Genomic DNA, 22,437 nt, shown 5'->3' on the forward strand with positions numbered 1-22,437 from the left:
TGCATCCGCACGAGCATGGAGAGCTTCTCTTCTTCGCTAAATCTCGGCTTTCTTCCAACCATTTCCAGTTCCTGTATTCGAGAAACTGTCCGCTACTTAATATGTCTCAGTTGAGGGGTGCATTCCACGCTGTCCGGATATTGATCGGAATCCCGTCCGGTTAATTCCCGGAATCCGCACGCAGTGAGCGACAAAAGGTCCAAGTGGCAACGATCGGTGCGGCCAGGCGGCCAGAGCATCAGCCTGCCTTGCCATGAAATCGTGGCGACAGTCGACAACCTGTCATTGTTTTGATTTAATCTGACTTCCTCAGCCGGAGGATTGCAACACGATGAATGGTTGGAACAAGGACGGGCGCGGCAGCGTCAGAGTATCACCGGTCGTCGGCTGGAAGGCCGCAACGCTGATCAACAACGAAGCCGACGTTTTCAGGCTCGAGTTCAGCGTCAATCCCGATAACACCGACGTATCAGCACTCCAATTTGCACTGACTGAGCATCAGGCTCGCGAAATCAGTACCAAACTGAGGGCCCTTGCAGACACGATATCGTCTTACGCCCTCCAGCCCAGTTGATGGCCGATCGTGTTCGCTAGCTCGATCTGAGCGATCGACGAATGCCCGATGAAGTGGCTGACCTGCACCGTTACTTGTTGCTGGCGATCGTCGATCAGCAAAGCGGATTGGCGCGTAAGTCGAGGAAATCTCACCGATTACATCACGAACGAACTTTCTTTCTGGCTTCTGGTCAATACCTTCACGAACACCTTCTATCCCCCATGAGCTTCCGAACATGAACGGAGTCAATTCGGGGTGGAAAGCTCCAGTGGAACTGCGGGACAAGACCGCCAATCCCGGATGAGCGAAATCAATCGATTAGAAGCCTCGCCAACAGCGCAGCAGTTTCACTTACACGAACATCATAACGACCATGTAGCCCACGATAACGAGCAATAAGCCAACGACCAGCATTGGCACGAGTGTACTTTCCGACTGACGATCGTTCATGTTGCTATTCCGCCTATTTGTTGGTTTCGTGTCTTGGCTAACTGACTTTGGTCGGGCCCTGCCGAGCGCTTTCTGCGGGACGACGAGGATGGTCGACGAACGCAGCTAGCCTCCCAAGGTCGAAGGTCGCCTGAGGTCAAGGGACTCCTCGCTGACAATGCAGTTGTCGGCGTCGACAATGCCCCGCCAGACCGAGTTGCCGTTGCGCACAGTCAGGCGCTTGCGGCCTGCGTCGCTGTCGACGCCGCGCTCCACTATGCTGGTCACAAGGCCAAGACGCATTCGGCGCCGAAGTTCGCTCGCCTCAATCGAAAGCCGCACCGCCAGGAATGCCGGGTCCAGAACATAATCTCCGGTCTGGTCAAGCTCGAGCCTCATCTGGCCTCCCTCATCGAATGTACGCCGCTATGCAGCTTAAAGATATATTGACGATATATGTTTTGATCCGCATAGTGAAGCGTATTCTCATCACACACCCATCGTCGTTGGACGACAAAGGGCCGCATCGGCCTGACTGAGGGCTGAATCCAGGCATGAGCAAAGGCGCAATGGACAAATCAACTATCGTTATCGACGGCCGGGTGCTACCCGAGCAGTTAGACGAGCAGATGATCCACGACGTAGTTCACGGCTTCTACGACGAGATCCGCAAGGATGCCCTGCTCGGGCCGGTGTTCAACAGCGCCATCGCGCGGCATGACTGGCCACAGCATCTGACGAAAATGTGCGACTTCTGGTCGTCTTTGATGCTTCGCAGCGGCCGCTATGACGGCCGCCCGCTGCCGCCGCATCTGGCGCTTCCTGGTCTTGGCGAACAGCATTTCCGCCAATGGCTGGGTTTGTTTCGCGCTACAGTCCAAAAACTCTGCCCGCCGGAGATTGCGGCGCTATTCATGGAACGGGCATTGCGCATTGCGCATTCCTTCCGCCTTGCACTGGCCTACAATCGCGATGAAAACACGTTGTCCGTCGAGCCGATCACGGCCGACAGCCTATGACCTTCCGGGGCAACCGGCAGGATCGGCATGCGCAAAGGTTGGAGCGAAATGAGGCTGACGAACTTTTCCGACTACACGCTGCGCATGCTGATGTTCGCGGCGTCCGCTGGGGACCGGCTGTTCACGATCGAGGAAACGGCGCGCGCCTTCGGCGTTTCGAAGGCGCATCTCAACAAGGTGGCCAACACGCTGACCCGCGCCGGGTACCTGACGGCGGTTCGCGGCAGATCGGGCGGACTGACGCTCGGACGTCGTCCGGAAGACATCCGCATAGGTGACGTGATCCGGCTGACCGAGCCGGATTTCGCCCTGGTCGAATGCTTTGCCACCGGCAACCAGTGCACGATCACGCGTTGCTGCAAGCTTTCAGGCATGCTGCGCGACGCGCTGTCGTCGTTCCAGAACACCCTCGACCGTTACACGCTTGCCGACATCGCACTGACGCGCCAGGATTTCCTGGTTGATACGCCCCGCACCTAGAGCATTTCCAGGAAAAGTGCGAAGCGGTTTTCCGTCAGGAAATGCGTAAAAACAAAGAGATAGAACGTTTGTTCGGTTCCGTCTAAATCGGAAACGCTCTAGCGACTGCCCCGGCGCGGGAACGACCGCGCTTGGCTCCCATTAGACATATCGCAAAAATTGCACGCAACTGCAGGTCAAATTCACTTGCCTGGGAGCCGGAATGGCGGACAATCCCAGAGGAGTTGCCTGTTGGGTAGGTAAGCCCAGCGTCGCAGTGACGATACCGGCAGCTGCCCTTCGACGGAGGAGAAGATGGCCGCCAACCATTCAGGCCCGACCGGACCCGACCTCGCCCTCGGCATTGCGCTCACCGATCTTCCCGATGGCGGCAAGCTGGTCGGTCATCGCGATGGCGAGCCGGTGCTTCTGTTGCGCCGCGGATCCGAGATATTCGCGATAACCGCCAACTGCTCGCATTACGGTGGGCCGCTAGTCGATGGCCTCGTTGCCAACGACACCGTCCGCTGCCCCTGGCATCACGCTTGCTTTCACCTGCGCACCGGAGAGGCCCTGCGTGCTCCGGCGTTATCGCCGCTCGCATGCTGGTCGGTTGAACAGCGCGGCGACAAAATAATCGTTGGCGAGAAGCGCAAGAAGCACACGCCTGCCCCACGCGAAGGCGATGCCGGGGCGGCTCCCGAAAAGATCGTCATCATCGGTGGTGGCGCCGCCGGCTTTGCCGCCGCCGAGAGGCTGCGGCGCGAACAGTTTCAGGGCGCCATCGTCATGATCAGCGATGACGAGGCGCTGCCCGTCGACCGCCCTAACCTTTCGAAGGACTATCTCTCCGGTAAGGCTCCGGAGGACTGGATCCCGCTGCGCAAGGAGGGCTTCTATGCCAAGAACGGCATCGACTTGCGCCTCGGAACCAAGGTTGCCCGCATCGATGTCCGCGCCAACGAAATCTTGCTCGCCGATGGGGCTCGGGTCGCCTTCGACAGACTGTTGCTGGCGACAGGTGCCGAACCGGTTGGCCTGACCATCCCCGGTGCCGACCAGCCTCATGTCCACACGCTGCGCTCGCTTGCCGACAGCCAGAAGATCATCGCGCAAGCCGGCATTGCACGCAGCGCCGTTGTTTTGGGCGCCAGCTTCATCGGCCTCGAAGTTGCCGCCGCCCTTCGGACCCGCGACGTCCAAGTCCATGTGGTGGCGCCCGACGAACGGCCGATGGAACGGATATTGGGGCCGCAGATCGGCGATTTCATCCGCGCCCTGCATGAGGAAAATGGCGTCATCTTCCACCTTGGGGATACCGTGACGAGCATCGGTGCAAAGGAGATCCAGCTGAGCAGCGGCGGCATCGTAGTCGCAGACATGGTCGTTGCCGGCATCGGCGTGCGGCCGCGGGTCGGTCTCGCCGAAGCCGCCAGGCTTGCCACCGATCGGGGCGTTCTGGTCGATGCATATCTTGAGACCAGCGTGCCGGGCATATATGCGGCCGGCGATATTGCCCGGTGGCCCGATCACCATAGTGGCGAGAGCATCAGGGTGGAGCACTGGGTGGTGGCGCAGCGGCAAGGTGCTGCGGCTGCACTCAACATGCTCGGACGCCAGAAGAAGTTCACGGATGTGCCGTTCTTTTGGAGCCAACATTATGACGTTCCGATCAACTATGTCGGCCATGCCGAAGGATGGGACGAGATTGAGGTCGAGGGCGACATTCCCGCCAGGGACTGCCTCCTGCGCTTCAGGCGCGGCGGACGTGTGCTGGCGGTGGCCACGATCTTCCGCGACATCGAGAGCCTCGAGGCAGAACTGGCGATGGAGCGGGGCGAGGCGTAGTAGGGACGAATTATGATCTAAGATCCGGCCCTCTATTCCTGGACGAGGCCAGTTCAGCGCGCCGTCAAGCTCGTCTTTTCCGATGCGCAGGACGGCCTCAAAGCGGCCCTCACCTGTGCGCGACATGGCGCAAAGGCACCGGGTGCATTTCATGCGCAGTGTGTTGGCGCAGCCGTCAACGCGGCCGCCGTATCGTCTCTGCCTTCATCGCTACCCCTTTGCCCAGGAGACGCCGCAAGCCGCGAGCACACAATGGTGCAACCCGGATCCGTTGGCGCCCCATCACATAAACTGATAAATGATCAAGATACCGCCAGACACCTGGTATCGGGCTTTATTCGCTTGGTTCTTTGGGGCTTCCAGCTTCTGATTTGAGCGATTCAAGGTGGGTGCGGCAGGCTTTTTCGACGAGAGCGATGAGTGCCTCGGTCCGGCTCAGTAGCCACAACAGGGCTTCCTCGGTGATTTCAAAGTGCCTTGAATAACGCGCTTTTACATAGGCTTCGTTGACAATGTTAAACCACGCAGTGAAGCGCTGCTGATCGCGCGGCCAGATCTCCGCCAGCTCGCGATGCTGCTCTTCCGCGCGACCGCGCAGGAAGTTCAGGTTATGGGAGGCTGGGCTGTGGTTGGTCAGTACCAGAAGAAGCGTGGCGTAGGATTGTTCGATCGACTGGTGCAGGAGGAAGGCAGCTTCCTTGAGATCCCCTTCCGACACGTAAAAGCCGCCGCCCTTAGCGAACTTTCGAGCATGCGGCATACGGTCTTCGAAGTACTCCGTCGCGATCCGCAATGCGTCCACTTTTGAAAGAGGCCTGGCGACTGCTAACGGCTCATCATCGAGTTCGTAGAGCACAATGCCATCGCGCCGAATATCGACAAAGAAATAGCGACCGTCATAAAGCGCGGTATTCACTTCACGGCGCGAGTGAACAATCAAACTAGTGGGTGTTTCAATTCCGGAGTGACGCAGCAAGCGGTCCTGTGCCTTCGACCAATAGCGCGCGAAGTCAGTCAGCTTGCTATTGTTCACAACGACAAGGATATCGTAGTCCGAACGATAGCCTTTCGTGGTATGCGGCTCATCCACCCAGTTTCCGCGTGCGTAGGAGCCGAACAGAATTACCTTCAGTATGCGACCACGTTTTTTGAAGTCGGCAGTACCGTCCTTGAGCGCATCTTCGAACTCCTCGTGCAACACTTCGACAACGCGCGCGAGCTCACGCTGCTTACGCTCAGGGAGATGAGCAATACTCGACTTCATCGGCGCGTGACCATGTTGTGGGCCCTGCATTCGTCAACTTGTGGCATATGATTCGCGGCAATGTAGACCGATGCTAGGGCAATGAGAACCCTCTTATGACCGTGGTCAAGGGTGATATGCGAACTTATGCGCCGCATGTCTTTGACACCCATTTGTTACCGTTGATGGGGCACCGCGGGGGCGGAATGGGCCTTCAGACGACGGTTGATCCAGCTCTTATCCGCGGGTTGAGTACCGCACTTCCGTAATTCGTCTTGGCCATCCCTGTCTAGAAGTCGGGCGTTGGATTCTGATGTCCAGCCACATAGGATCGCCAGGAATACCCACCGCGGCCCATCCCGTCTCCGGCTGCCCCTGATGTCCGCCGAGCTCCGGCGCGGGCAAAGCCCCTCAATGAGGTAGCGCCCGCGCTGGGGGGCAGCTGGTTGCAACTTGGACCTTTAAGGTGGCAGCGCAGCTCGCAATCCCGGACGCGGTCAAAAGCGCGCCTGCGAGCAGAAAGAATGGAATAGAGGTCAGCAGATAATGCGACATGCCGGACAAAGTGGCCGCCGCCATCGCCTCCTCCGGCATCGGCGCGCCAAAAGCGACAGCGATATAGGCCGCGGCGATAAAGGCATGAGGGAGCGGCGTTCCCGCGAAAATTGCCGCAAGTGCAAGACAGCAAAGGATGACGCTGGGCGATGCCAGGCTCAAGATCGGCGCGGCGCCGACCGCCCAATGCGCTCCGGCGGCAACCACCAGCATCGAAACGAATGCCAGAAAGCGGCGCTCTGCGAGGTGGTGGAGCAGAACCGCAACAATCGCCAGCACGCCCCCGGCGCTCAGCACCGCCGGACGCAGCCCTTCGGAAAGGCCGAGCGACGGCGAAACGCCGCCAAGATTGAGCGCCGCTCTACCGCTGCCGGACATCAGGATGATGCAAGCAAGCAGAATGATGGTGCCGGAGAACAATGCGCGCAGATCCCGAAGTGCGATGCGCCTTGGCCAGAGCCACGATTCGGCGTTGCCACCCCCAACGAACTGCGACGAGCGGCGTAAAACTTGCGCATTATCGTGGCCATGACCAGACGCCAGTCCTCCGTCAAACAGATCGATCCGTAATCCCCTAGCGGTCGAGGCAATCGGCAACCCGATCGAGACAAGTGCCACCAGCAACCAGCTCGCCGCTTCCTCTGCCCCGGTAAAACTGCTTGCCGCCACGTGTCGGAGGACAACCGAGCAGGTGATGGTGACGAGCAGGAGCGCAAGCAGAAACGCTCCGGCAAGCTCTAGCGTTCGCTCCAGTTGCAGCGAAAACGCCTGCGCCGCGCTAGCGAACATCGGGCTGCCACCAGCGATGAAAGTGGTGGACTGGTCCCCGCCCCTGCCCGACTTTGAGATCGCCGGCGGCAACGATGGCACCTTGTAGATAATCCTTGGCGGCAATGACGGCGTCTGCGAGTGACATTCCGCCTGCAAGCCCGGCAGCGATCGCCGCCGACAGCGTGCATCCCGTGCCGTGATCATTCGTCGTTTCGATGCGCGACGCCGTCAATCGGACGGGGTCTCCTCCGTCGAAAAAGATATCCGTCGCCTCGGGGCCGTGCCCGTGTCCGCCCTTGATTAGCACCGAACGCGCGCCGGCCTTCAGAATAGACTCGGCCTGGCGGCCCATCTCGGCCTCGTCCGTCGCGATCGCGCGCCCGGTCAGCAATGCCGCCTCCGGCAGGTTGGGCGTGGCGATCAGCGCTAGAGGCAGCAGTTGGTCGCTCAACGCAGCAATTGCATCTGGGCGTAGCAGCGCGTCGCCAGATGTGGCGACCATTACAGGATCGAGCACGGCCATCTTGCCGTATCGGCGGAGTCCGTCGGCTATGATCGCGATCGTCTCGCCGCGGGACACCATGCCGATCTTTACCGCGCCAACGGCGAGATCCGAAAACACCGCATCGATCTGTGCTTCGACAATTGCCGGCGAGATATCCTCGACCGCCGTGACACCCCTGGTGTTCTGCGCCGTGATCGCGGTGATAACGCTCGCGCCATAGGCGCCGAGAGCCGAAAAGGTCTTGAGGTCTGCCTGGATGCCAGCCCCGCCGCCGGAATCTGAGCCCGCTATGGTGACAGCAATGGCGGTCATCGCGAAGCCTCCGCCAGAGCCTTCTCGATACAAGCGCGCAATTCGCGCGTGGCCGCCGCTGGATCCACAGCGACGAAGATTGTGGAGATAACCGCAACACCATCCGCGCCCGCGGCAACGACGTCCGCGGCGCGCTGCGCATTTATACCGGCAATGGCTCCGACAGGCAGGTTCGGCTTGGCCGCCAGAAGCGTGGCACGAAGTCTGGCGAACCCTTCGGGGCCAACAGGCGGATCGGGGTTGTGCTTCGACAGCGTCTCATAGACCCCGCCGATGCAAGCATAGTCGATCGGCGAGGCAATCGCCGTCTCAGCGTCCGCTTCGTTCTTGACCGTCAGGCCGATGATCGCGGTATCGCCCATGATCGAGCGCGCCGTGGCTGCGTCCATGTCGTCCCGACCGAGATGGACGCCATCAGCGCCCGATCCGAGCGCCACATCGGTGCGGTCATTGACGACGAAGGGCACTCCGGTGTCTGAAAGAGCAGCGCCGATCGCCCGGGCCTGTTCGATCATTTCCCGTGTCGAGCTCGTCTTGTCGCGATACTGGATCAGCGTCGCGCCATTGAGCGCGGTGACACGCGCGAGATCTGCCAAACTCGCTTTGTCCCCAAGACGCGCGTCGACAAGGGCATTCAGGCGATAATCAACCTTCGGCATGGGAAATCCTGGCGTTGGCAATGATATGCTGGGAGCGGAGCGCTGCGAGCGCATCGCGGAAGGCAGCCTCGAATGTGCCGGGGCCGCTCGATCGTTCCGCAGCGATTTCGGCGGCGATGCCGCTCGTCAGCAGTGCACCCGTGGCGGCCTTCAGGCGATCCGGCTCGACGGCCATGAAAGCTGCGATCAAGGCGCCGGAGAGGCACCCGGTACCCGTGACCTGCGCCATGAGGGGGTGGCCGTTCTCAACCCGGATCGTATGTAGATCCAGTGTGAGTTCATCGACTGCCCCGGTCTTGATCTTCAGCGCGCCATTGACCTCCCCGAAAAGGTCCATCTCGCTGGCGTTGCCGCGAACAACGGAAGGTTCGGACGCGATGAGTTCACGGGCGAAGGCGAGCCGCGACGGGGAATAGTCGCAATGTACGGGATCGATGATCCACGGCTTGTCGGCATCGCGCGCGACAGCGGTTGCCAGACGGATCGCCGCGCGCCGCTCGTCATCAAGCGTGCCAAGATTGACGACGAGCGCATCGGCTCGCCGGGTAAAAGCCTCGACCTCTTCCGGCGAGGATGTCATCGAGGGGATCGCACCCAGAGCCGCTAACCCATCGGCTACGAACTTCTGCACCACCGTGTTCATCAGGCAATGCACGCGGGGGCGGCGCTGCCGCACAAGCGTCAGCGATGCAGCAGCATTTTCGACGAAGTCCGATGTACCTGTCATCGGATTTCCACCGCGATATCGTCGACAGCAGGTGCCTTGCCGATCAACCCGCTTTCGGCGAGAAACGCCCCAAACCGCTCGTATCGACCGCGATCGAGCGCCGCCGGCCTTTTGGCGAAGCGCGGCAGCGTGTCCGTGAAAGCGCTGCGGTTGAGTTCGTCATCCAGGTTCGGGTAGGCCTTGACAAACAGCTTCCAGGCTTCATCCGGATGATTGGTGAGAAAGATCGCCCCCTGCTCCACCGCGGCGAGGAAGGGCGGCAAGCGCTTGTCGGCAACCTTTGCCTTGTCGGTGACGAACACGAGCTCGTCATAAACAGGCACGCCATGCTCTTCTGGGAAGAAGGACCGGCCCTCATGCCCCTCGATACGCATCTGCGTCAGTTCAAAATTCCGGAAGCCGCCGATCGTTGCATCGACTTTACCGGCGATTAGCGACGGAGACAGGGCGAAGTTGACGTTGACGAGCTCGACGTCTTCTTTCTTGAGACCGGCCGAGGCGAGCATTCGGCCGAGCATCGCATCCTCGAAACCGGAGACGGAAAAGCCGATCTTCTTGCCCTTCAGATCGGCAAGGCTCCGGATCGGACCGTCGTCAAGGACGGTGACGGTGTTGAGCGGCGTCTCGACCAGAGTGCCAATGCGAACAAGCGGCAGGCCCGCGGCTTGATCGAGGTAAAGGTTCGGCTGGTAGTGCACGCCGATATCCGCCTGCCCCGCAGCGACGAGACGCGGAACGCTTGATGGGTCGGCGGGTGGTACGAGTTGGACCTCGAGCCCAGCCTTTTCGAACAGACCGAGTTCTTTGGCGACAACGATCGGCGCATGGTCGGGATTGACGAACCACTCCAGCATCACCGTCAGTTTTTCAGCGGCAGTTGCCGAACCGGCTGAAAGGGCGACGCCGAGCGCGAGGCTGGCGGAAAGCAGAGATTTGCGGATCATGATGTTATGAACTCTCCCAATTGATCTCAGAAATTCAGGTTTCCCGCTCCCAGTGCGCGAGTGGACGGGTTGCCTCATCGACGAGCAGCCTGAGGGCAACGGCAAGCACAGCAAGAATGGCCATCGCAGCGAAGACGACATCGGTCTGCATGCGGGCATTTGCCTGGACGATAACGAAGCCGAGGCCGGCCGAGGCGCCGACCCATTCGCCGACGACAGCGCCCAGCGGCGCCAAGGGAGCCGCCACGCGCAGGCCCGTGACGAGCCCCGGCAATGCCAGCGGCAGTCGCACGAGCATCAGCGCCTGCCAGTGGCTCGCCTTGGTGAGCGCCACGGCATCGAGGATCTGCGCGTCGGTACGGCGTAGACCGTCCGAGAATGCGGAAACGACGGGAAAGAAGATAATGATCGCCGCCATCACGATCTTCGAAACCATACCGAAGCCGAACCACAGCACCAGCAAAGGTGCGATGACGAAAACGGGAAAGGCCTGAAGGACGAGCACAAAAGGCCAGACGAGCTTTCCGAACCGCGGAAAAGCCGCCAGCCCGATTGCCGTCGCAACGCCGAACGCCGTGCCTACCGCGAGCCCGGCCAGCATTTCGACGATCGTCACCAAGCTCTGCTCAAGCAGAAATTCTGGCTGTCGCGCAAAGACGGCCAGTACCTCGATCGGTGTTGGTAACAGATAGCGCGGCAGCGCAAAGACGACGACCGCCCCTTGCCAGAGGACAGCAAGCACAACAAGGCTACGAACAAATGTGAAAGACACGCGCATCGCCGGTCAGCCGACGCAGCGACCCGGGCAAACCGCAAACCCGCCATCCGGCGGCAACTTGGCAAAAGACAGCATCGATCGATCTCCAGACAAAACATCACGGAGATCCAGGTGAGAGCGAAGACGCGATTAGTTTGCCGAAACTGGCTCTTTTCCCGTTCCTACGCCGGCATGACCCGGATCAGGTTCAAGGGTCCGGCTCACCGCCATCTCAGCACTGTGAAGTGCTCCCCTCGGAATGCTTTGAGTTTATGGGAGAAACCCAATTGGTGTCAACTGGACTATATCCATCCGGCGAGAACTACAGGTAGTTGTACCCGATCCAAGCAGCTTTACTCTAGTCGTGCTGATGTGTACTGCTGCGTTCCTTCAACAGGATTCAATAGATGGGCCAATGTTTGTTGATGATTTCATAAATCGGGGGCGATTTCCTGCCTTAAATCGTAGGCAAGGCGGGCGACTTCTTCGGTAAATCTCGCATCTTCTGCTTCAGACCACGGGCTTGCCATCCGAGCACGAGAACTATGCCGAGTATCAATGACACGTCTCCAACCGAAACGGCGAGAGAAGCGCGTCTCAACGGGTAGGTTGGAAGGTTGGAAGAGGTGCTCGGCTTAGTTCGACGCTGATCATGACGGCCTTATGCCGCGCGCGGTATAAGGCCGTCATGATCAGCGTCGCCAAGAAGGCTGCGCGATCGGCACCACGGTCGGAGCCAGCGAAGAGCCATGACTTCCTGCCGAGGTAAAGCCGCACAGCGGCCGTTCGGCGGCATTGTTGGTGAGGCAATTGCGGCCGTAGCAATCACTTCCAGCGTCTCGGTGATCCCCGCCATGCTTTTCATGTCGGTATCGCGGTCGCCAGCCCAGGCCTTCACACCGCTTGGAACCGGGATCATCGCGGCTCCAACAGTCGATCTGAGTATTCCTACCCCCGAAGTGTCGAAAGATCTCACGACAGATCTAAATCGATGAACTTCACAAAGCTGCTTAGACGCGGTAGAGGCTGCAACCCTAGTGCGTGGACTGGATCGATCGTAGATGGAGTCCTAGCTGCATTGATCGTTGTTTCGGAGGGTTCCACTGGAAAGAGACTCTAGCACCTGTTTTAATGCTACGGGCCAATGGCGCGGCTCCACCGAGAAGTCACGCTTCAACTTGTCAGATGAAAGTCGAGAGTTCGCAGGGCGCCGTGCCGGCGTAGGGTATTCACTTGTTCCAATTGCCTCCAAAGTCGGAATTGAGTATCCGGCGCGTTTGCGCTGCTGGAATATCTCACGCGCAAAATCGTACCAAGTCGCGTCGCCGGCGTTAACGAAACAATAGGTTCCAACAGGCGCACTCGTATCCTCGATCAATCGACAAGTGATAGTAGCCAATACAGCCGCAATATCTGATGCCGCGGTCGGACAACCCACTTGATCATCGACGACGCTCACTACGTCTCTTTCCGCCCCCAACCGCAGCATTGTTCTAACAAAATTTGTGCCATGAGCACTAAAAACCCAAGCTGTCCGCAAGATGACATGCCGAGGATTTGCCGTTCGAACGGCTTGCTCGCCTGCTTCCTTGGAAGCCCCATAGACACCCAGTGGCGCTACTGGGTCGTCTTCGATGTATGGGGTATTTTTGACCCCATCGAACACATAATCCGTCGAGATTTGTACGATCGGGATGTCACATTTCTTCGTCGCCCATGCCATCGCGGCCGGGGCTAAAGCATTGACTTTCCAAGCCGTCAATACATCGCCTTCGGCTCGATCAACGGCCGTATAAGCGCCCGAGTTGATAACCGCACAGAAGGCCCCTTTATCGATGTAACGTTCAATACTGTCGCCGTCGCTAAGATCGAGCTCTTGCCGGGTGGGTGCGATCAATTCGATGTCGCACGGCCAGCGGCAACGGAGTAATTCGGTCCCGATCTGCCCTGTTCCGCCCGTGATCAAAATCCGTCTCACGTTCAAACACCCAAACCACGCCGCTTGGCCGCTTTTGTCCGGCCAAGGATTTCGTCCCACCAGTCCCGGTGGCTAAGATACCAAGAGACTGTCTTTTCGATACCGGTTTCGAAGCTTTCAGCTGGCCTCCAGCCAAGGTCGGTTGTAATCTTGGTCGCATCGATCGCATAGCGCTGATCGTGACCTGGTCGATCGGCAACATAAGTGATCAGCCCTTTATAGGATTGGCCACCCTGACGCGGTTGCAAGCGATCCAAAATCTCACAAACAGTATTCACGACATCAATATTCCGACGTTCCGAATTACCACCTACAGCGTAGGTCTGACCGGGAACACCTTTCTCAAACACACATTGCAGGGCCCGAACATGATCCTCGACATACAGCCAGTCGCGGATGTTTACGCCATTTCCGTATACCGGAAGTGACTCACCAGCGAGCGCCTTCACGATCATCAGCGGAATGAGTTTCTCCGGAAAGTGATAGGGTCCGTAATTGTTCGAGCAGTTGGTGATCAACACCGGCAAGCCAAATGTGTGCCCCCAGGCGGAGACGAGATGATCAGATCCTGCCTTGGAAGCCGAATAGGGCGAGCGAGGATCATAAGGCGTCGTCTCATTAAAATAGCCTGTCTCGCCGAGCGAACCGAAAACCTCATCAGTCGAAATATGGTGGAAGCGGAATTGGGCTTGGCGTTCCTCCGTGAGCTTGCTCCAGTAGGCCAATGCGGCCGCTAGCATCGTGTAGGTACCGACAATATTTGTCTGGATGAACGCGCCCGGTCCATCAATCGACCGGTCGACATGAGATTCTGCCGCCAAGTGTGTAATCACGTCAGGCTGAAAGTCATTAAGGGCAGCGCCCACCGACTGCTCGTCGCAAACATCCCCCTGCCTGAAACGATACCTCGACGAGGAAGCTACGGAAGACAGGGACGTCAGCGTGCCAGCATAAGTCAGCTTGTCGTAGTTCAATACCTCATGTTGGGTGTTCTCGATGAGATGTCGAACAAGAGCCGATCCAATGAACCCGGCGCCGCCGGTGACAAGAATGCGCATATTCACTCCTTCAGAAATTTACACTTCGACCAGTTCGAGGGGCGTGTCGTCGTAATTAAATGGGCTGTCGAATTCACGTAACACCGGTTGTCTTCCGTCCTTGGGACTCAAAATTGGATCGATCCCCTCGGGTAAGGGCCACTCGATACCGATGTCCGGATCGCTCCAGAGAATACCGCGGTCATTCTCCGGCGAATACGGAGTCGACACTTTGTACGTAACTTCGGTTGACGGTTCGAGCGTCACGAAACCATGAGCGAAACCCACAGGTACGTAAAGTTGGTGGCCATTCTCGGCGGAAAGTTCGGCGCCAGTCCATCGCCCGAATGTGGGCGAACCGCGACGGATATCGACAGCCACATCAAATATTCGTCCGCGGATGCAGCGAACCAGCTTCGACTGCGCAAAAGGCGGGGTCTGAAAATGCAATCCTCTTAGCGTCCCAATTGGAACCGAGAGTGAGTGATTGTCCTGAACGAAGCGGTCGGTTATTCCGTACCCAGAAAAAACCTTCTCGTTGTAAACTTCCGAGAACCAACCCCGATCGTCACCAAATCGTTTGGGACGAAGCAATAAGACCTTGAAAGTCATTAGAACGGACCCGTATTGCAATCGTTCAAAATTGTGGTCAAACCAAAATAGGTTGACTAAGCGTTTTGTCAGGCCCTTAGGGCCTCCAATCCCGTATCTGCTACGAGCGTCATTTGCAAGGCGGCCCTGCGCGTCGCCGCAGCAATTGTACTACGCGTGTCCCGATCGTCGACAAGTCGGACGATCGTTTCGCGCCAAATCCGGGCGCTGTAAGGTAGCAGCAGTTCAGCGCCCTCGCAGGGGTAGCCATAGGCTGTCCCCTCTGCAAACACACCCGCTGCTTCATATCGCGCGACATCAATCCGCTTCGTTGGCGCCCGGCTATCATTCACACGCGACGGATGAAGCGGAACGAGCATCACATCAATGACGCGATTATCTGCGTCTGCGAGATAGTCGTTCCAGGGCATGGGCCATCGGATCGACACACGTTCCAGGCCCTGCCAGATAGACGCCGCTCGTCCGTCGGCGAAGACCTCAAATAGTGCCTGTGGGCGTTGGGCGAGGACATCTTCTATAATTGGACGCAGAAAGTGATGTTCTTCGAGGTGAACGCCAGTTGCGTGGTAGGCAATCAAGACCCGATCTGACATCGGTTTTGCAACGCGGTCAGGCTGATCCGGTCGCGGCCTCCACAATGTTTCAGGAGGCGCTGGCGGCAACACATAGACGTTCTCCAACTGTAATGTGGAAGCTAGATGCGGCGTCGAAGCCCAAACAATATCGAGGTGGCTATTGAGACGGCGCAGCGGCCAAAGCGCTCGAAAGTACAAAAGGAGACGATACCGTAGATTCGCGTCTCTCCCCGTAACCACAGCCGGTATGTCATCATCGATAAAAAGGCCGACGCCGGACAGCCGACCCGCTTTGGCGTCCATCCAACTCAGCACGTCCGGTGAAGCATACCGACAGATGATGATGAAGGCGCCTTCCGGATCGAGTTCTGCAAGATTGCCATGCCTGATGTCGACGACCTGCGAAGGCGGCATGCCGGGCGCCTCAAGACGCGCCGCGAAATAATAGTCAAAGGTCGGGTTCGGCATGCGCCCGAAGACGATAATGCGCTTCACCGGCCGCCGTGGGCGCCCTGTAGCTCCTTGCCTCAGTTGCGGCCGCGGCAGCTTTTGCTCGATCCTAAGGGCAAGCCACTCTCGCATGTCGGTCATCGTGATGACCTCGGAGATAGATCGCGCGGGCAGGCCTCGAGAACAAGTTCCTCCGCGATCAGGGAGAGGTTCGGGTTGTGATACGGATCATCCCGCAAAATTTTGCCCCACCTCCGATACACCGTCTGTTCCTCGCGCGCGAAACGGCGCAGCTTTTCAGGTGTATTGTCCGCACCTCGAGAGACCGATTCCCTGTGCAGCATGGCGCTATCGGGTGTCCAGACAATCGTGCATCCCGCTTGCCGCACCTTGACGCAGTAGTCGACATCGTTGAACGCAACGGTCAAATTGCTCTCATCCATGCCACCAATTTGCGCCCATAGGCTCTTGCGTGTCAGCAGGCAAGCTGCGGTGACTGCAGAGATCTCCCGCCGCTCACTCAAGAGACCATTGTCCTCACCTGATTGCGGGTGCAGGAAATGAAAGCTGTGCCTTGCAACAGTCCCCGCCCCGAGCGTAACACCGCCGTGTTGCACGTAGCCATCGGGGAAAAACAGTAGGCTGCCCGCGGCGCCAACATCGGGATCATCCAACTCCCGCGCAAGATTCGAAAGCCATCCCGGCTGCAATGGTTCGACGTCATTGTTGAGCAAAAGGATGAATTCGTTGCGCGATGCTTCGACACCAAGATTGCAGGCCCGTGAAAAATTGAATCCACCTGGCAGCGGCAGACGACGGATACGCCCAGCCTTCTCATAGCGGTCCATAAGGGCCAGAGCTGCGGGATCGCTGCTGTCATTGTCGATGACAATAACATCCAGATCAACACCACCAGTGCTTTCAAAAAGGCCCCTTAGGCATGCCTCTAGCAGGTCAGCTCGATCCCGCGTCGGAATGATGACACTTACCTTGCGCACGTCGACCGGATCCGCATTGAGCCGGACAGGCCCCATCATTCGCTGGTATGGGGCGTCTCTGTGCAAAAGCACCCGCGGCACATGAAGAACCGCACCACGGCGGCCCTTTGCAGCTTTGGCGATCACCTCACCCATCGGCCGATTCTCGAGATCCAAGCCCTCCGGCAGGTCAGCCAAGCGGACAAGTGCGCCGTCCAATGGGAGCCAACCGGATTGCGCAAGAGGCGGGTTCCAGGCCGGCTTGAAGAACGGGTCGGTCCGGCGACCACGCTTATTGACACGATCCTCGTCGCTATAAACTGCAGTCACCGAAGACGAGAAAGCGAAGGGCCGCGCAAGCCTCTCTAAAGCGCGCGCCGCCAGGCGCATGCCCGCGGGAAGTCGCATCCATAGTTGCGGTCGGGCTGCGTTCCCGTCTTTCATACCTGCAACTTCACTGGCAGGCATCTCGGCGTAGTCGAGCCAGGTTTGTGTGGCCAGTGAAGCGCGTGTTTCGGCGACGGCCTGCTCAGTGCCGCGCCCAATCGAAACGAAGACGAAAGGTTTTGTTGGCCAATCTCCCAGAGAGTCAGGCACCTCCGCGCGCTCCGCTGCCTGCTGGGCGTCGATCCATTCGTCATAGCTCGGCGCCGACAAAGCGTCGACTTGCCTGGCAAAGCGAAACGTGGCGCCTTTCACGTTGCGCGCCATGAGAAGACGAAGAATACGAAGAATGAACAAGGGTCGTTGCAGAACCAGGATAGTCCCGATTTCGAGCAGCGACAGCCGCCGCACGCTTATCTCCGGGGTAACGTCCGCCGATATTTCCGCTGTTGCGTCATCGGCGACAAGCGTTGCACCTTCGAATTGCACCGGCAGCCATCCATAAAATCGTCCGTGGCCTTTGCTGTTCACCAGGAAAGAGCGGAAAACCGTAGCTAGTACTCCGCCCTTACGATGCAACGCCAAGCGCGGGCGCAGACCCAAACGGTGCCCTGGGTCCTTAACCGTTAGAACGACAGGACGAGCGGCATAATCTCCCGGCTCAGCCTCGAGCGGCACCTTGAATTCGACCTGTAAAGCGTCAGCCATCATTCTCTATCTTGCAATTCAGCGAAACCGGAGTCGGTATGCCGCTTATGCCAGAGCTTTGAATGAAATTTAACTCATAATTCCAGTTATCTGCGCAAACCGAATATCCATGAACCCAGTGTTGTTTCAGGCCGGGTAAAGGCGTGCCCGTTTGATTGTCAGACTTCCCACCTGCCCAGGCTCTACATCGGTCTCGGGTGCCACATCGAACTCCAATGCTGTTCCACCTTCGACATTGGCAAGAACCCGTCTACCGCCGGGTCGATCGAGAACCCTGACGATCGTGGCAGGTATGCCGTCGCCCACGGGATTCCAGTCGACGTCGCCTGGGCGCAAATACATGTCGATCGGGCCATCGCTCGATGACTGCGCGTCGATCACGGTCTCACCGATATAGGCTCGCCCGTCCCGAACGGTCGCTGCGATGCGGTTCGCATCCCCCAAAAACCGCATCACGAATGCCGAGTTCGGCGCGCGGCAGACTTCGGCAGGCGATCCCTCTTGCACGATCCTACCTTGATCCAGGATAACGACGCGATCGGCGAGATCGAGCGCCTCTTCCTGGTCATGCGTCACGAACAAGGTCGTAATGCCGAGTTCGTCGTGGATCTCGCGAAGCCAGCGGCGGAGATCCCGGCGAACGTTGGCATCGAGCGCACCGAAAGGTTCGTCGAGAAGCAGCACCTTCGGATCGACGGCAAGGGCGCGGGCAAGTGCCACACGCTGACGCTGACCGCCAGAAATCTGGCCGGGGAAACGCTCACCAAGTCCTTCGAGCTTTACCAGCCGCAGGAGTTCGGAAACGCGTGTGGCGATTTCGGGCTTGCTGCGCTTGGTCTTGGAGACCTTCATGCCGAAGGCGATGTTCTCGCCAACGGTCATATGCGGGAAGAGTGCGTAATGCTGAAAGACGAAGCCGACGCCGCGGTCACGCACCGGGATGTCGGTCGCATCCTGATCGCCGAAATAGATGTGGCCGCCGTCGGCATATTCGAGCCCGGCCACCATGCGCAGGATTGTCGTCTTGCCGGAACCGGAAGGGCCAAGCAGCGCCACCAACTGTCCGCTCTCGATGTCGAGCGAGACGCCACGCACGGCGCGGAACGTGTCGAAGGTCTTTACGACCTGGTCGAGACGGATCTTCATGGTCGGGTTCCTGCATTCTGTTCTTTGGCGGCGGCGGCAAGCGCCGGCCTGCGGCCTGCGCCGCGACGCTCAAGCGCGACCTTGGCAATGATGGTGACGACGGCGAGCGTCGCAAGGATTGAGGCGGCGGCAAAGGCGCCTGCCGCCTGGTAGTCGTGATAAAGCAGTTCGATATGGAGCGGCAGCGTGTTGGTCTGGCCGCGAATATTGCCGGACACCACCGACACCGCGCCAAACTCACCCATGACACGGGCGTTGCAGAGAACGACGCCGTAAAGCAGCGCCCATTTCACATTGGGAAGCGTGACGGAGAAGAACGTGCGCCAGCCTGACGCGCCAAGCGAGGTTGCCGCCTCTTCGAGGTCCCTGCCCTGCGCCTGCATCAATGGAATGAGTTCACGCGCCACGAAAGGTGCTGTTACGAACATCGAGGCAAGCACAATTCCCGGCAACGTGAACAAGATCTTGATATCCGCAGCCTCAAGCATAGGGCCGAAAAGCCCTTGCAGACCATAGACGAAGAGATAGGCGACGCCGGCAACGATCGGTGAGATCGAAAACGGGATCTCGATCACAACGAGAAGGAAGCGTCGTCCCCAAAAATCGAACTTGGTGATTGCCCAGGCGGCCGCGAGACCGAAGGCGGTATTAATAGGAACGGCGATCAACGCGGTTGCGACCGTCATGAAAATGGCGTGGCGTGTATCGGGATGAGCGATGGTAGCCGCATAGGCTTTGAGCCCCTGACCGAATGCTTCGACGGCAATCACGATCAGCGGAGCGAGCACCAGAATGGCACCGAAGAACAGGGTCGTGCCAATCAACACACGGCGTATGATCGGCCCATCGCCGACGCGCGGCGGTTTGCGTCTGGTCGGTATCATGCTCAAGACCTCGCGGTGTAGCGCAAGGCACGGGCCTGCAGGAGATTGGTGGCTGCCAACATCAGGAAGGCGGTGATCAACAGCACCGACGCAATGGCGGCGGCGGCCTGATAATCGTATTCCTCAAGCCGGATGAAGGCGAGCAATGCGGTGATTTCGGTTTCCATCGGCTGATTGCCGGCGATGAAGATGATCGCGCCGAACTCGCCCAGCGACCGCGCGAAGGACAGTGATAGACCCGCCAGCAGCGCCGGCATCAGCAAGGGCAGGATGACGCGCACGAAAATGGAGCCGTCCGATCCGCCGAGCGATTGGGCCGCCTCCTCCAGTGCAGGATCGAGATCCTCAAGCACCGGCTGTACAGTGCGGACGATGAAGGGCAGGCTGGTGAAGCACATGGCCACCATGATGCCAAGCGGAGTGTAGGCCACCTTTATGCCGAGTGGCGCCAGCGAGGCGCCAAACCAGCCGTTCGATGCAAACAGCGTCGTCAAGGCAATGCCGGCAACCGCGGTCGGCAGGGCAAAAGGCAGATCGACGATCGCGTCGATGATCCTGCGCCCGGGGAAGCGGTAGCGAACGAGAACCCAGGCAAGCGCCAGGCCGAAGACGAGGTTGAAGGCGGTGGCAACAAGGGCCGAAAGCACGGTGACGCGGTAGCTGGCGACAGCGCGCGGTGAAGAGACGATCGCCCAGTATTCGGCAAGCCCAAGGCTCGCCGCCTTGAAGACCAGTGTCGCCAAAGGCAACACGACGATCAGCCCCACATATAAAAGGGTGATGCCCAACGACAGGGGCAGGCCGGGCAGGACATTGCGTTTCAAGTGATCGCCTCCACGGCGGCATAACTTTCATTCATGGCAGAACCCGGCGAGCAGAACCCGCCGGGTAAATTGGATCGGTTTGATATCGCTTTTTCAGCGATTGCCGTAGATCTGGTCGAGTGCAGCGCCCGAAGCGAAATGCTCGTTCTTGATCTTGCCCCAGCCGCCGAACACGTCCTCGACCGTTACCAGGCGGATCTCCGGGAACTGATCCTTGAATTCCGCCGCTACTTTCTCGTTGTGGACGCGGTGGCCATATTCAGCGGCAATCTTCTGGCCCTCCTCGGTGTAGAGGAAATCGAGATAGGACTTTGCCAATTCGCGCGAGCCGCGCTTCTCGGCCACCTTGTCGACCACGGCAACAGGGAATTCCGCAAGCAGGCTGACGGAAGGCACGACGCTTTCGAACTTGTCGGTGCCATACTGCTTGGCGATCGAGCGGGTCTCCGCCTCGAAGGTGATGATCACGTCGCCGATTTCGCGCTCGACAAAGGTTGTCGTTGCCGCGCGGCCGCCGGTATCAAAGACCGGAACGTTGTCGAAGATCTTCTTGACGAACTCGGTGACCTTGGCCGGGTCGTCCTTGAAGGCTTCCTTGGCATAGGCCGTTGCCGCCAGATAGGTGTAGCGCGCATTGCCCGATGTCTTCGGGTTCGGGAAGATCACCTTGACGTCGTCACGCGCGAGATCGCCCCAATCCTTGATGCCCTTCGGATTGCCGGCGCGCACGAGGAAGGACGGGAAGGAATAGAACGGCGAAGCATTGTTCGAAAACTCCTTCTGCCAGCCCTCGGCGACGAAACCGTTCTTTGCCAGGAAGTCGATGTCGGTGACCTGGTTGAAGGTGACGACATCGGCTTCCAGACCTTCGACGATCGCGCGCGCCTGCTTCGATGTGCCGGCATGCGATTGGTCGACGGTGATACCCGGATGCGCCTTGACGAAGGCTTCGTTCTCGGCCGCAAAGACTTCCCGCGCAACATCGTAGGAGGCATTGAGAAGGGAGGTCGGCGCTTCGGCAAGGGCCGGTCCGCTCAGGAGCGCAACAAAGGCAGCGCCGGCGATCAGCAGTTTCTTCATGGGTATCTCCGGTGGAATAGAGGCGGCAGGTTGGATGAAACCTAACGGCCGCTATCGGAGACGACGAGGCACCATGATCTTCGCTTGTGTCCCGAACGAGAAAAATCGCCTAACGAATTCGGATATCAGAGAAAATGGCGTTGCGGCTGTGGCCCACGAACTACCTATCGGGGGTTGCCGACGACGCCTCTTGCGTCGGGGTCGATTGCGACGATCGCTTGAGACTGATGGCCGGCGCCTCGCCTTCGAACATCTCCACCCGGCGGTCATAGACCGGCGAGATCGTACCGAGAACGCGGTCCCAGAAGGAGAAATAGTTGGCGTAGTTGTAATTGAATTCGGCGTGATGCTGGTCGTGATAGGTCGTGCACAACAGCGGCCACGGATAGCGCGCCGTCGGCGAGGCAAAATACTCGAACCCCGCGTGGCCGAAGGTTCCATTGATCTGGTCGAACAGCCTGTGCGCCAGCAGGATCAGCGGCGGGAACGGTACCAGGAAGACGATGACGGCGTAATAGCCCTGCGACAGGGCCGTATCAACGAGACCGATCGAATCGTTGCTCCACACGGTCGGGGCGACACTTCGATGGTGCAGCAGGTGATATTTGTAGAACAGCTTGGTGTGCAGCAGCCGGTGCGCGAAATAGAACCAGGCGTCGAACAGCACCATGCAGAGCAGGAAGAGTGGTACCGCCGTCCACCAGCTGAAGGCCCAGGGCGTGAACAATGTCCAGCCCTGATACTGGGCAAAGAGACCGATCGCCACCGATGTGCAGGTCACGAGGATCGACGCCATGCTCTGGCGGATCTCGACCGCCTTTCGCTTCTCCCCCCGACGCCCCTTCTGGATGCGCCGCTCCGGATTGCGATCATTGAGCCAGGTGATGCCGTAGCCGAGCGCAAAATAAACGAGCACCGTCGCGGCGTAGATGACCGCAAGAATGGCGAGGAAAGTCAGGGTACCCTGGACGAACGCGTTCAAGTGGAAATCCGGTGCT

Annotated in this window: 22 protein-coding genes, 1 pseudogene and 1 riboswitch; of the genes and pseudogenes, 4 read left to right on the plus strand and 19 right to left on the minus strand. The window is 59.0% G+C overall.

The features are described 5' to 3' along the window. Positions 1-331 precede the first annotated feature (331 nt). Positions 332-574 (plus strand): hypothetical protein, encoded by a 243-nt coding sequence (locus BKP54_RS21315; protein ID WP_084814837.1) that lies wholly within the window; start codon positions 332-334, stop codon positions 572-574. Positions 575-1,111: 537 nt separating this feature from the next. Here BKP54_RS21315 and BKP54_RS21320 read toward each other — a convergent pair. After that, complete coding sequence (locus tag BKP54_RS21320; protein ID WP_084814838.1) at positions 1,112-1,384, minus strand: DUF6522 family protein; 273 nt, start codon at positions 1,382-1,384, stop codon at positions 1,112-1,114. A 170-nt stretch (positions 1,385-1,554) separates the two neighbouring features. Between BKP54_RS21320 and BKP54_RS21325 the strand changes: the two genes are divergently transcribed. The 3 genes from BKP54_RS21325 (at position 1,555) to BKP54_RS21335 (ending at position 4,311) form a co-directional block, all read left to right on the plus strand. Beyond that, complete coding sequence (locus tag BKP54_RS21325; RefSeq protein WP_245317875.1) at positions 1,555-2,004, plus strand: group III truncated hemoglobin; 450 nt, start codon at positions 1,555-1,557, stop codon at positions 2,002-2,004. Positions 2,005-2,052: 48 nt separating this feature from the next. Beyond that, positions 2,053-2,484, plus strand: a complete 432-nt coding sequence (locus BKP54_RS21330) for an Rrf2 family transcriptional regulator (protein ID WP_057215310.1) — start codon at positions 2,053-2,055, stop codon at positions 2,482-2,484. 294 nt (positions 2,485-2,778) lie between these two features. Continuing rightward, a complete protein-coding gene (locus BKP54_RS21335; protein ID WP_084814840.1) occupies positions 2,779-4,311 on the plus strand; it encodes an FAD-dependent oxidoreductase in 1,533 nt (510 codons plus the stop codon). A gap of 334 nt (positions 4,312-4,645) precedes the next feature. Here BKP54_RS21335 and BKP54_RS21340 read toward each other — a convergent pair whose 3' ends face one another. From BKP54_RS21340 to BKP54_RS21420, 18 genes and pseudogenes are all read right to left on the minus strand, one after another. Next, the gene (locus tag BKP54_RS21340) at positions 4,646-5,575 is read right to left on the minus strand and encodes a nucleotidyltransferase and HEPN domain-containing protein (RefSeq protein WP_084814841.1); all 930 of its coding nucleotides are present in this window, start codon (positions 5,573-5,575) and stop codon (positions 4,646-4,648) included. A 390-nt stretch (positions 5,576-5,965) separates the two neighbouring features. Next, positions 5,966-6,898 carry a hypothetical protein gene (locus BKP54_RS21345; RefSeq protein ID WP_084814842.1) on the minus strand — a complete coding sequence of 311 codons (933 nt, stop codon included), beginning with the start codon at positions 6,896-6,898 and terminating at the stop codon, positions 5,966-5,968. Next, complete coding sequence (gene thiD, locus BKP54_RS21350) at positions 6,888-7,697, minus strand: bifunctional hydroxymethylpyrimidine kinase/phosphomethylpyrimidine kinase (RefSeq protein WP_084814843.1); 810 nt, start codon at positions 7,695-7,697, stop codon at positions 6,888-6,890. Before thiD ends, BKP54_RS21345 begins: the two co-directional genes overlap by 11 nt. Next, on the minus strand, positions 7,694-8,356 hold the full coding sequence (gene thiE / locus BKP54_RS21355) for a thiamine phosphate synthase (protein WP_084814844.1): 663 nt from the start codon (positions 8,354-8,356) through the stop codon (positions 7,694-7,696). The genes thiD and thiE overlap by 4 nt, the downstream gene beginning before the upstream one ends. Then, positions 8,343-9,083, minus strand: a complete 741-nt coding sequence (locus BKP54_RS21360; protein WP_084814845.1) for a hydroxyethylthiazole kinase — start codon at positions 9,081-9,083, stop codon at positions 8,343-8,345. The genes thiE and BKP54_RS21360 overlap by 14 nt, the downstream gene beginning before the upstream one ends. Continuing rightward, a complete protein-coding gene (locus BKP54_RS21365; protein WP_084814934.1) occupies positions 9,080-10,024 on the minus strand; it encodes an ABC transporter substrate-binding protein in 945 nt (314 codons plus the stop codon). The genes BKP54_RS21360 and BKP54_RS21365 overlap by 4 nt, the downstream gene beginning before the upstream one ends. Positions 10,025-10,061: 37 nt before the next feature. Beyond that, positions 10,062-10,805, minus strand: a complete 744-nt coding sequence (locus BKP54_RS21370) for an ABC transporter permease (RefSeq protein WP_084814846.1) — start codon at positions 10,803-10,805, stop codon at positions 10,062-10,064. A 141-nt stretch (positions 10,806-10,946) separates the two neighbouring features. Then, a riboswitch (TPP riboswitch) is annotated at positions 10,947-11,049 on the minus strand. A gap of 416 nt (positions 11,050-11,465) precedes the next feature. After that, positions 11,466-11,602, minus strand: a pseudogene (locus BKP54_RS35665) (transposase); the annotation flags it as partial. Between the two features lie 251 nt (positions 11,603-11,853). Continuing rightward, positions 11,854-12,762, minus strand: coding sequence for a dTDP-4-dehydrorhamnose reductase (rfbD, locus tag BKP54_RS21375; protein ID WP_084814935.1), 909 nt, complete (start codon positions 12,760-12,762; stop codon positions 11,854-11,856). 2 nt (positions 12,763-12,764) lie between these two features. Then, complete coding sequence (gene rfbB, locus BKP54_RS21380) at positions 12,765-13,820, minus strand: dTDP-glucose 4,6-dehydratase (protein ID WP_084814847.1); 1,056 nt, start codon at positions 13,818-13,820, stop codon at positions 12,765-12,767. Positions 13,821-13,838: 18 nt separating this feature from the next. Next, on the minus strand, positions 13,839-14,411 hold the full coding sequence (rfbC, locus tag BKP54_RS21385) for a dTDP-4-dehydrorhamnose 3,5-epimerase (protein WP_084814848.1): 573 nt from the start codon (positions 14,409-14,411) through the stop codon (positions 13,839-13,841). A 68-nt stretch (positions 14,412-14,479) separates the two neighbouring features. Beyond that, positions 14,480-15,577 carry a hypothetical protein gene (locus BKP54_RS21390; RefSeq protein WP_084814849.1) on the minus strand — a complete coding sequence of 366 codons (1,098 nt, stop codon included), beginning with the start codon at positions 15,575-15,577 and terminating at the stop codon, positions 14,480-14,482. After that, a complete protein-coding gene (locus BKP54_RS21395) occupies positions 15,574-17,508 on the minus strand; it encodes a glycosyltransferase family 2 protein (protein ID WP_084814850.1) in 1,935 nt (644 codons plus the stop codon). The genes BKP54_RS21390 and BKP54_RS21395 overlap by 4 nt, the downstream gene beginning before the upstream one ends. A gap of 123 nt (positions 17,509-17,631) precedes the next feature. Beyond that, positions 17,632-18,651: a sulfate/molybdate ABC transporter ATP-binding protein gene (locus BKP54_RS21400; RefSeq protein WP_084814851.1), complete on the minus strand. Its 1,020-nt coding sequence runs from the start codon at positions 18,649-18,651 to the stop codon at positions 17,632-17,634. Then, positions 18,648-19,541, minus strand: a complete 894-nt coding sequence (gene cysW / locus BKP54_RS21405) for a sulfate ABC transporter permease subunit CysW (protein WP_084814852.1) — start codon at positions 19,539-19,541, stop codon at positions 18,648-18,650. Before cysW ends, BKP54_RS21400 begins: the two co-directional genes overlap by 4 nt. After that, entirely contained in the window at positions 19,538-20,359 is an 822-nt protein-coding gene (cysT, locus tag BKP54_RS21410) for a sulfate ABC transporter permease subunit CysT (RefSeq protein ID WP_084814853.1), read from the minus strand. The genes cysW and cysT overlap by 4 nt, the downstream gene beginning before the upstream one ends. 93 nt (positions 20,360-20,452) lie before the next feature. After that, positions 20,453-21,439 carry a sulfate ABC transporter substrate-binding protein gene (locus BKP54_RS21415; RefSeq protein WP_084814854.1) on the minus strand — a complete coding sequence of 329 codons (987 nt, stop codon included), beginning with the start codon at positions 21,437-21,439 and terminating at the stop codon, positions 20,453-20,455. Positions 21,440-21,599: 160 nt separating this feature from the next. Then, on the minus strand, positions 21,600-22,421 hold the full coding sequence (locus tag BKP54_RS21420) for a sterol desaturase family protein (RefSeq protein WP_084814855.1): 822 nt from the start codon (positions 22,419-22,421) through the stop codon (positions 21,600-21,602). Between the last annotated feature and the right edge of the window lie 16 nt (positions 22,422-22,437).

Source organism: Ensifer sp. 1H6, assembly GCF_001976035.1.
In the GTDB taxonomy this organism is placed as follows: domain Bacteria; phylum Pseudomonadota; class Alphaproteobacteria; order Rhizobiales; family Rhizobiaceae; genus Ensifer; species Ensifer canadensis.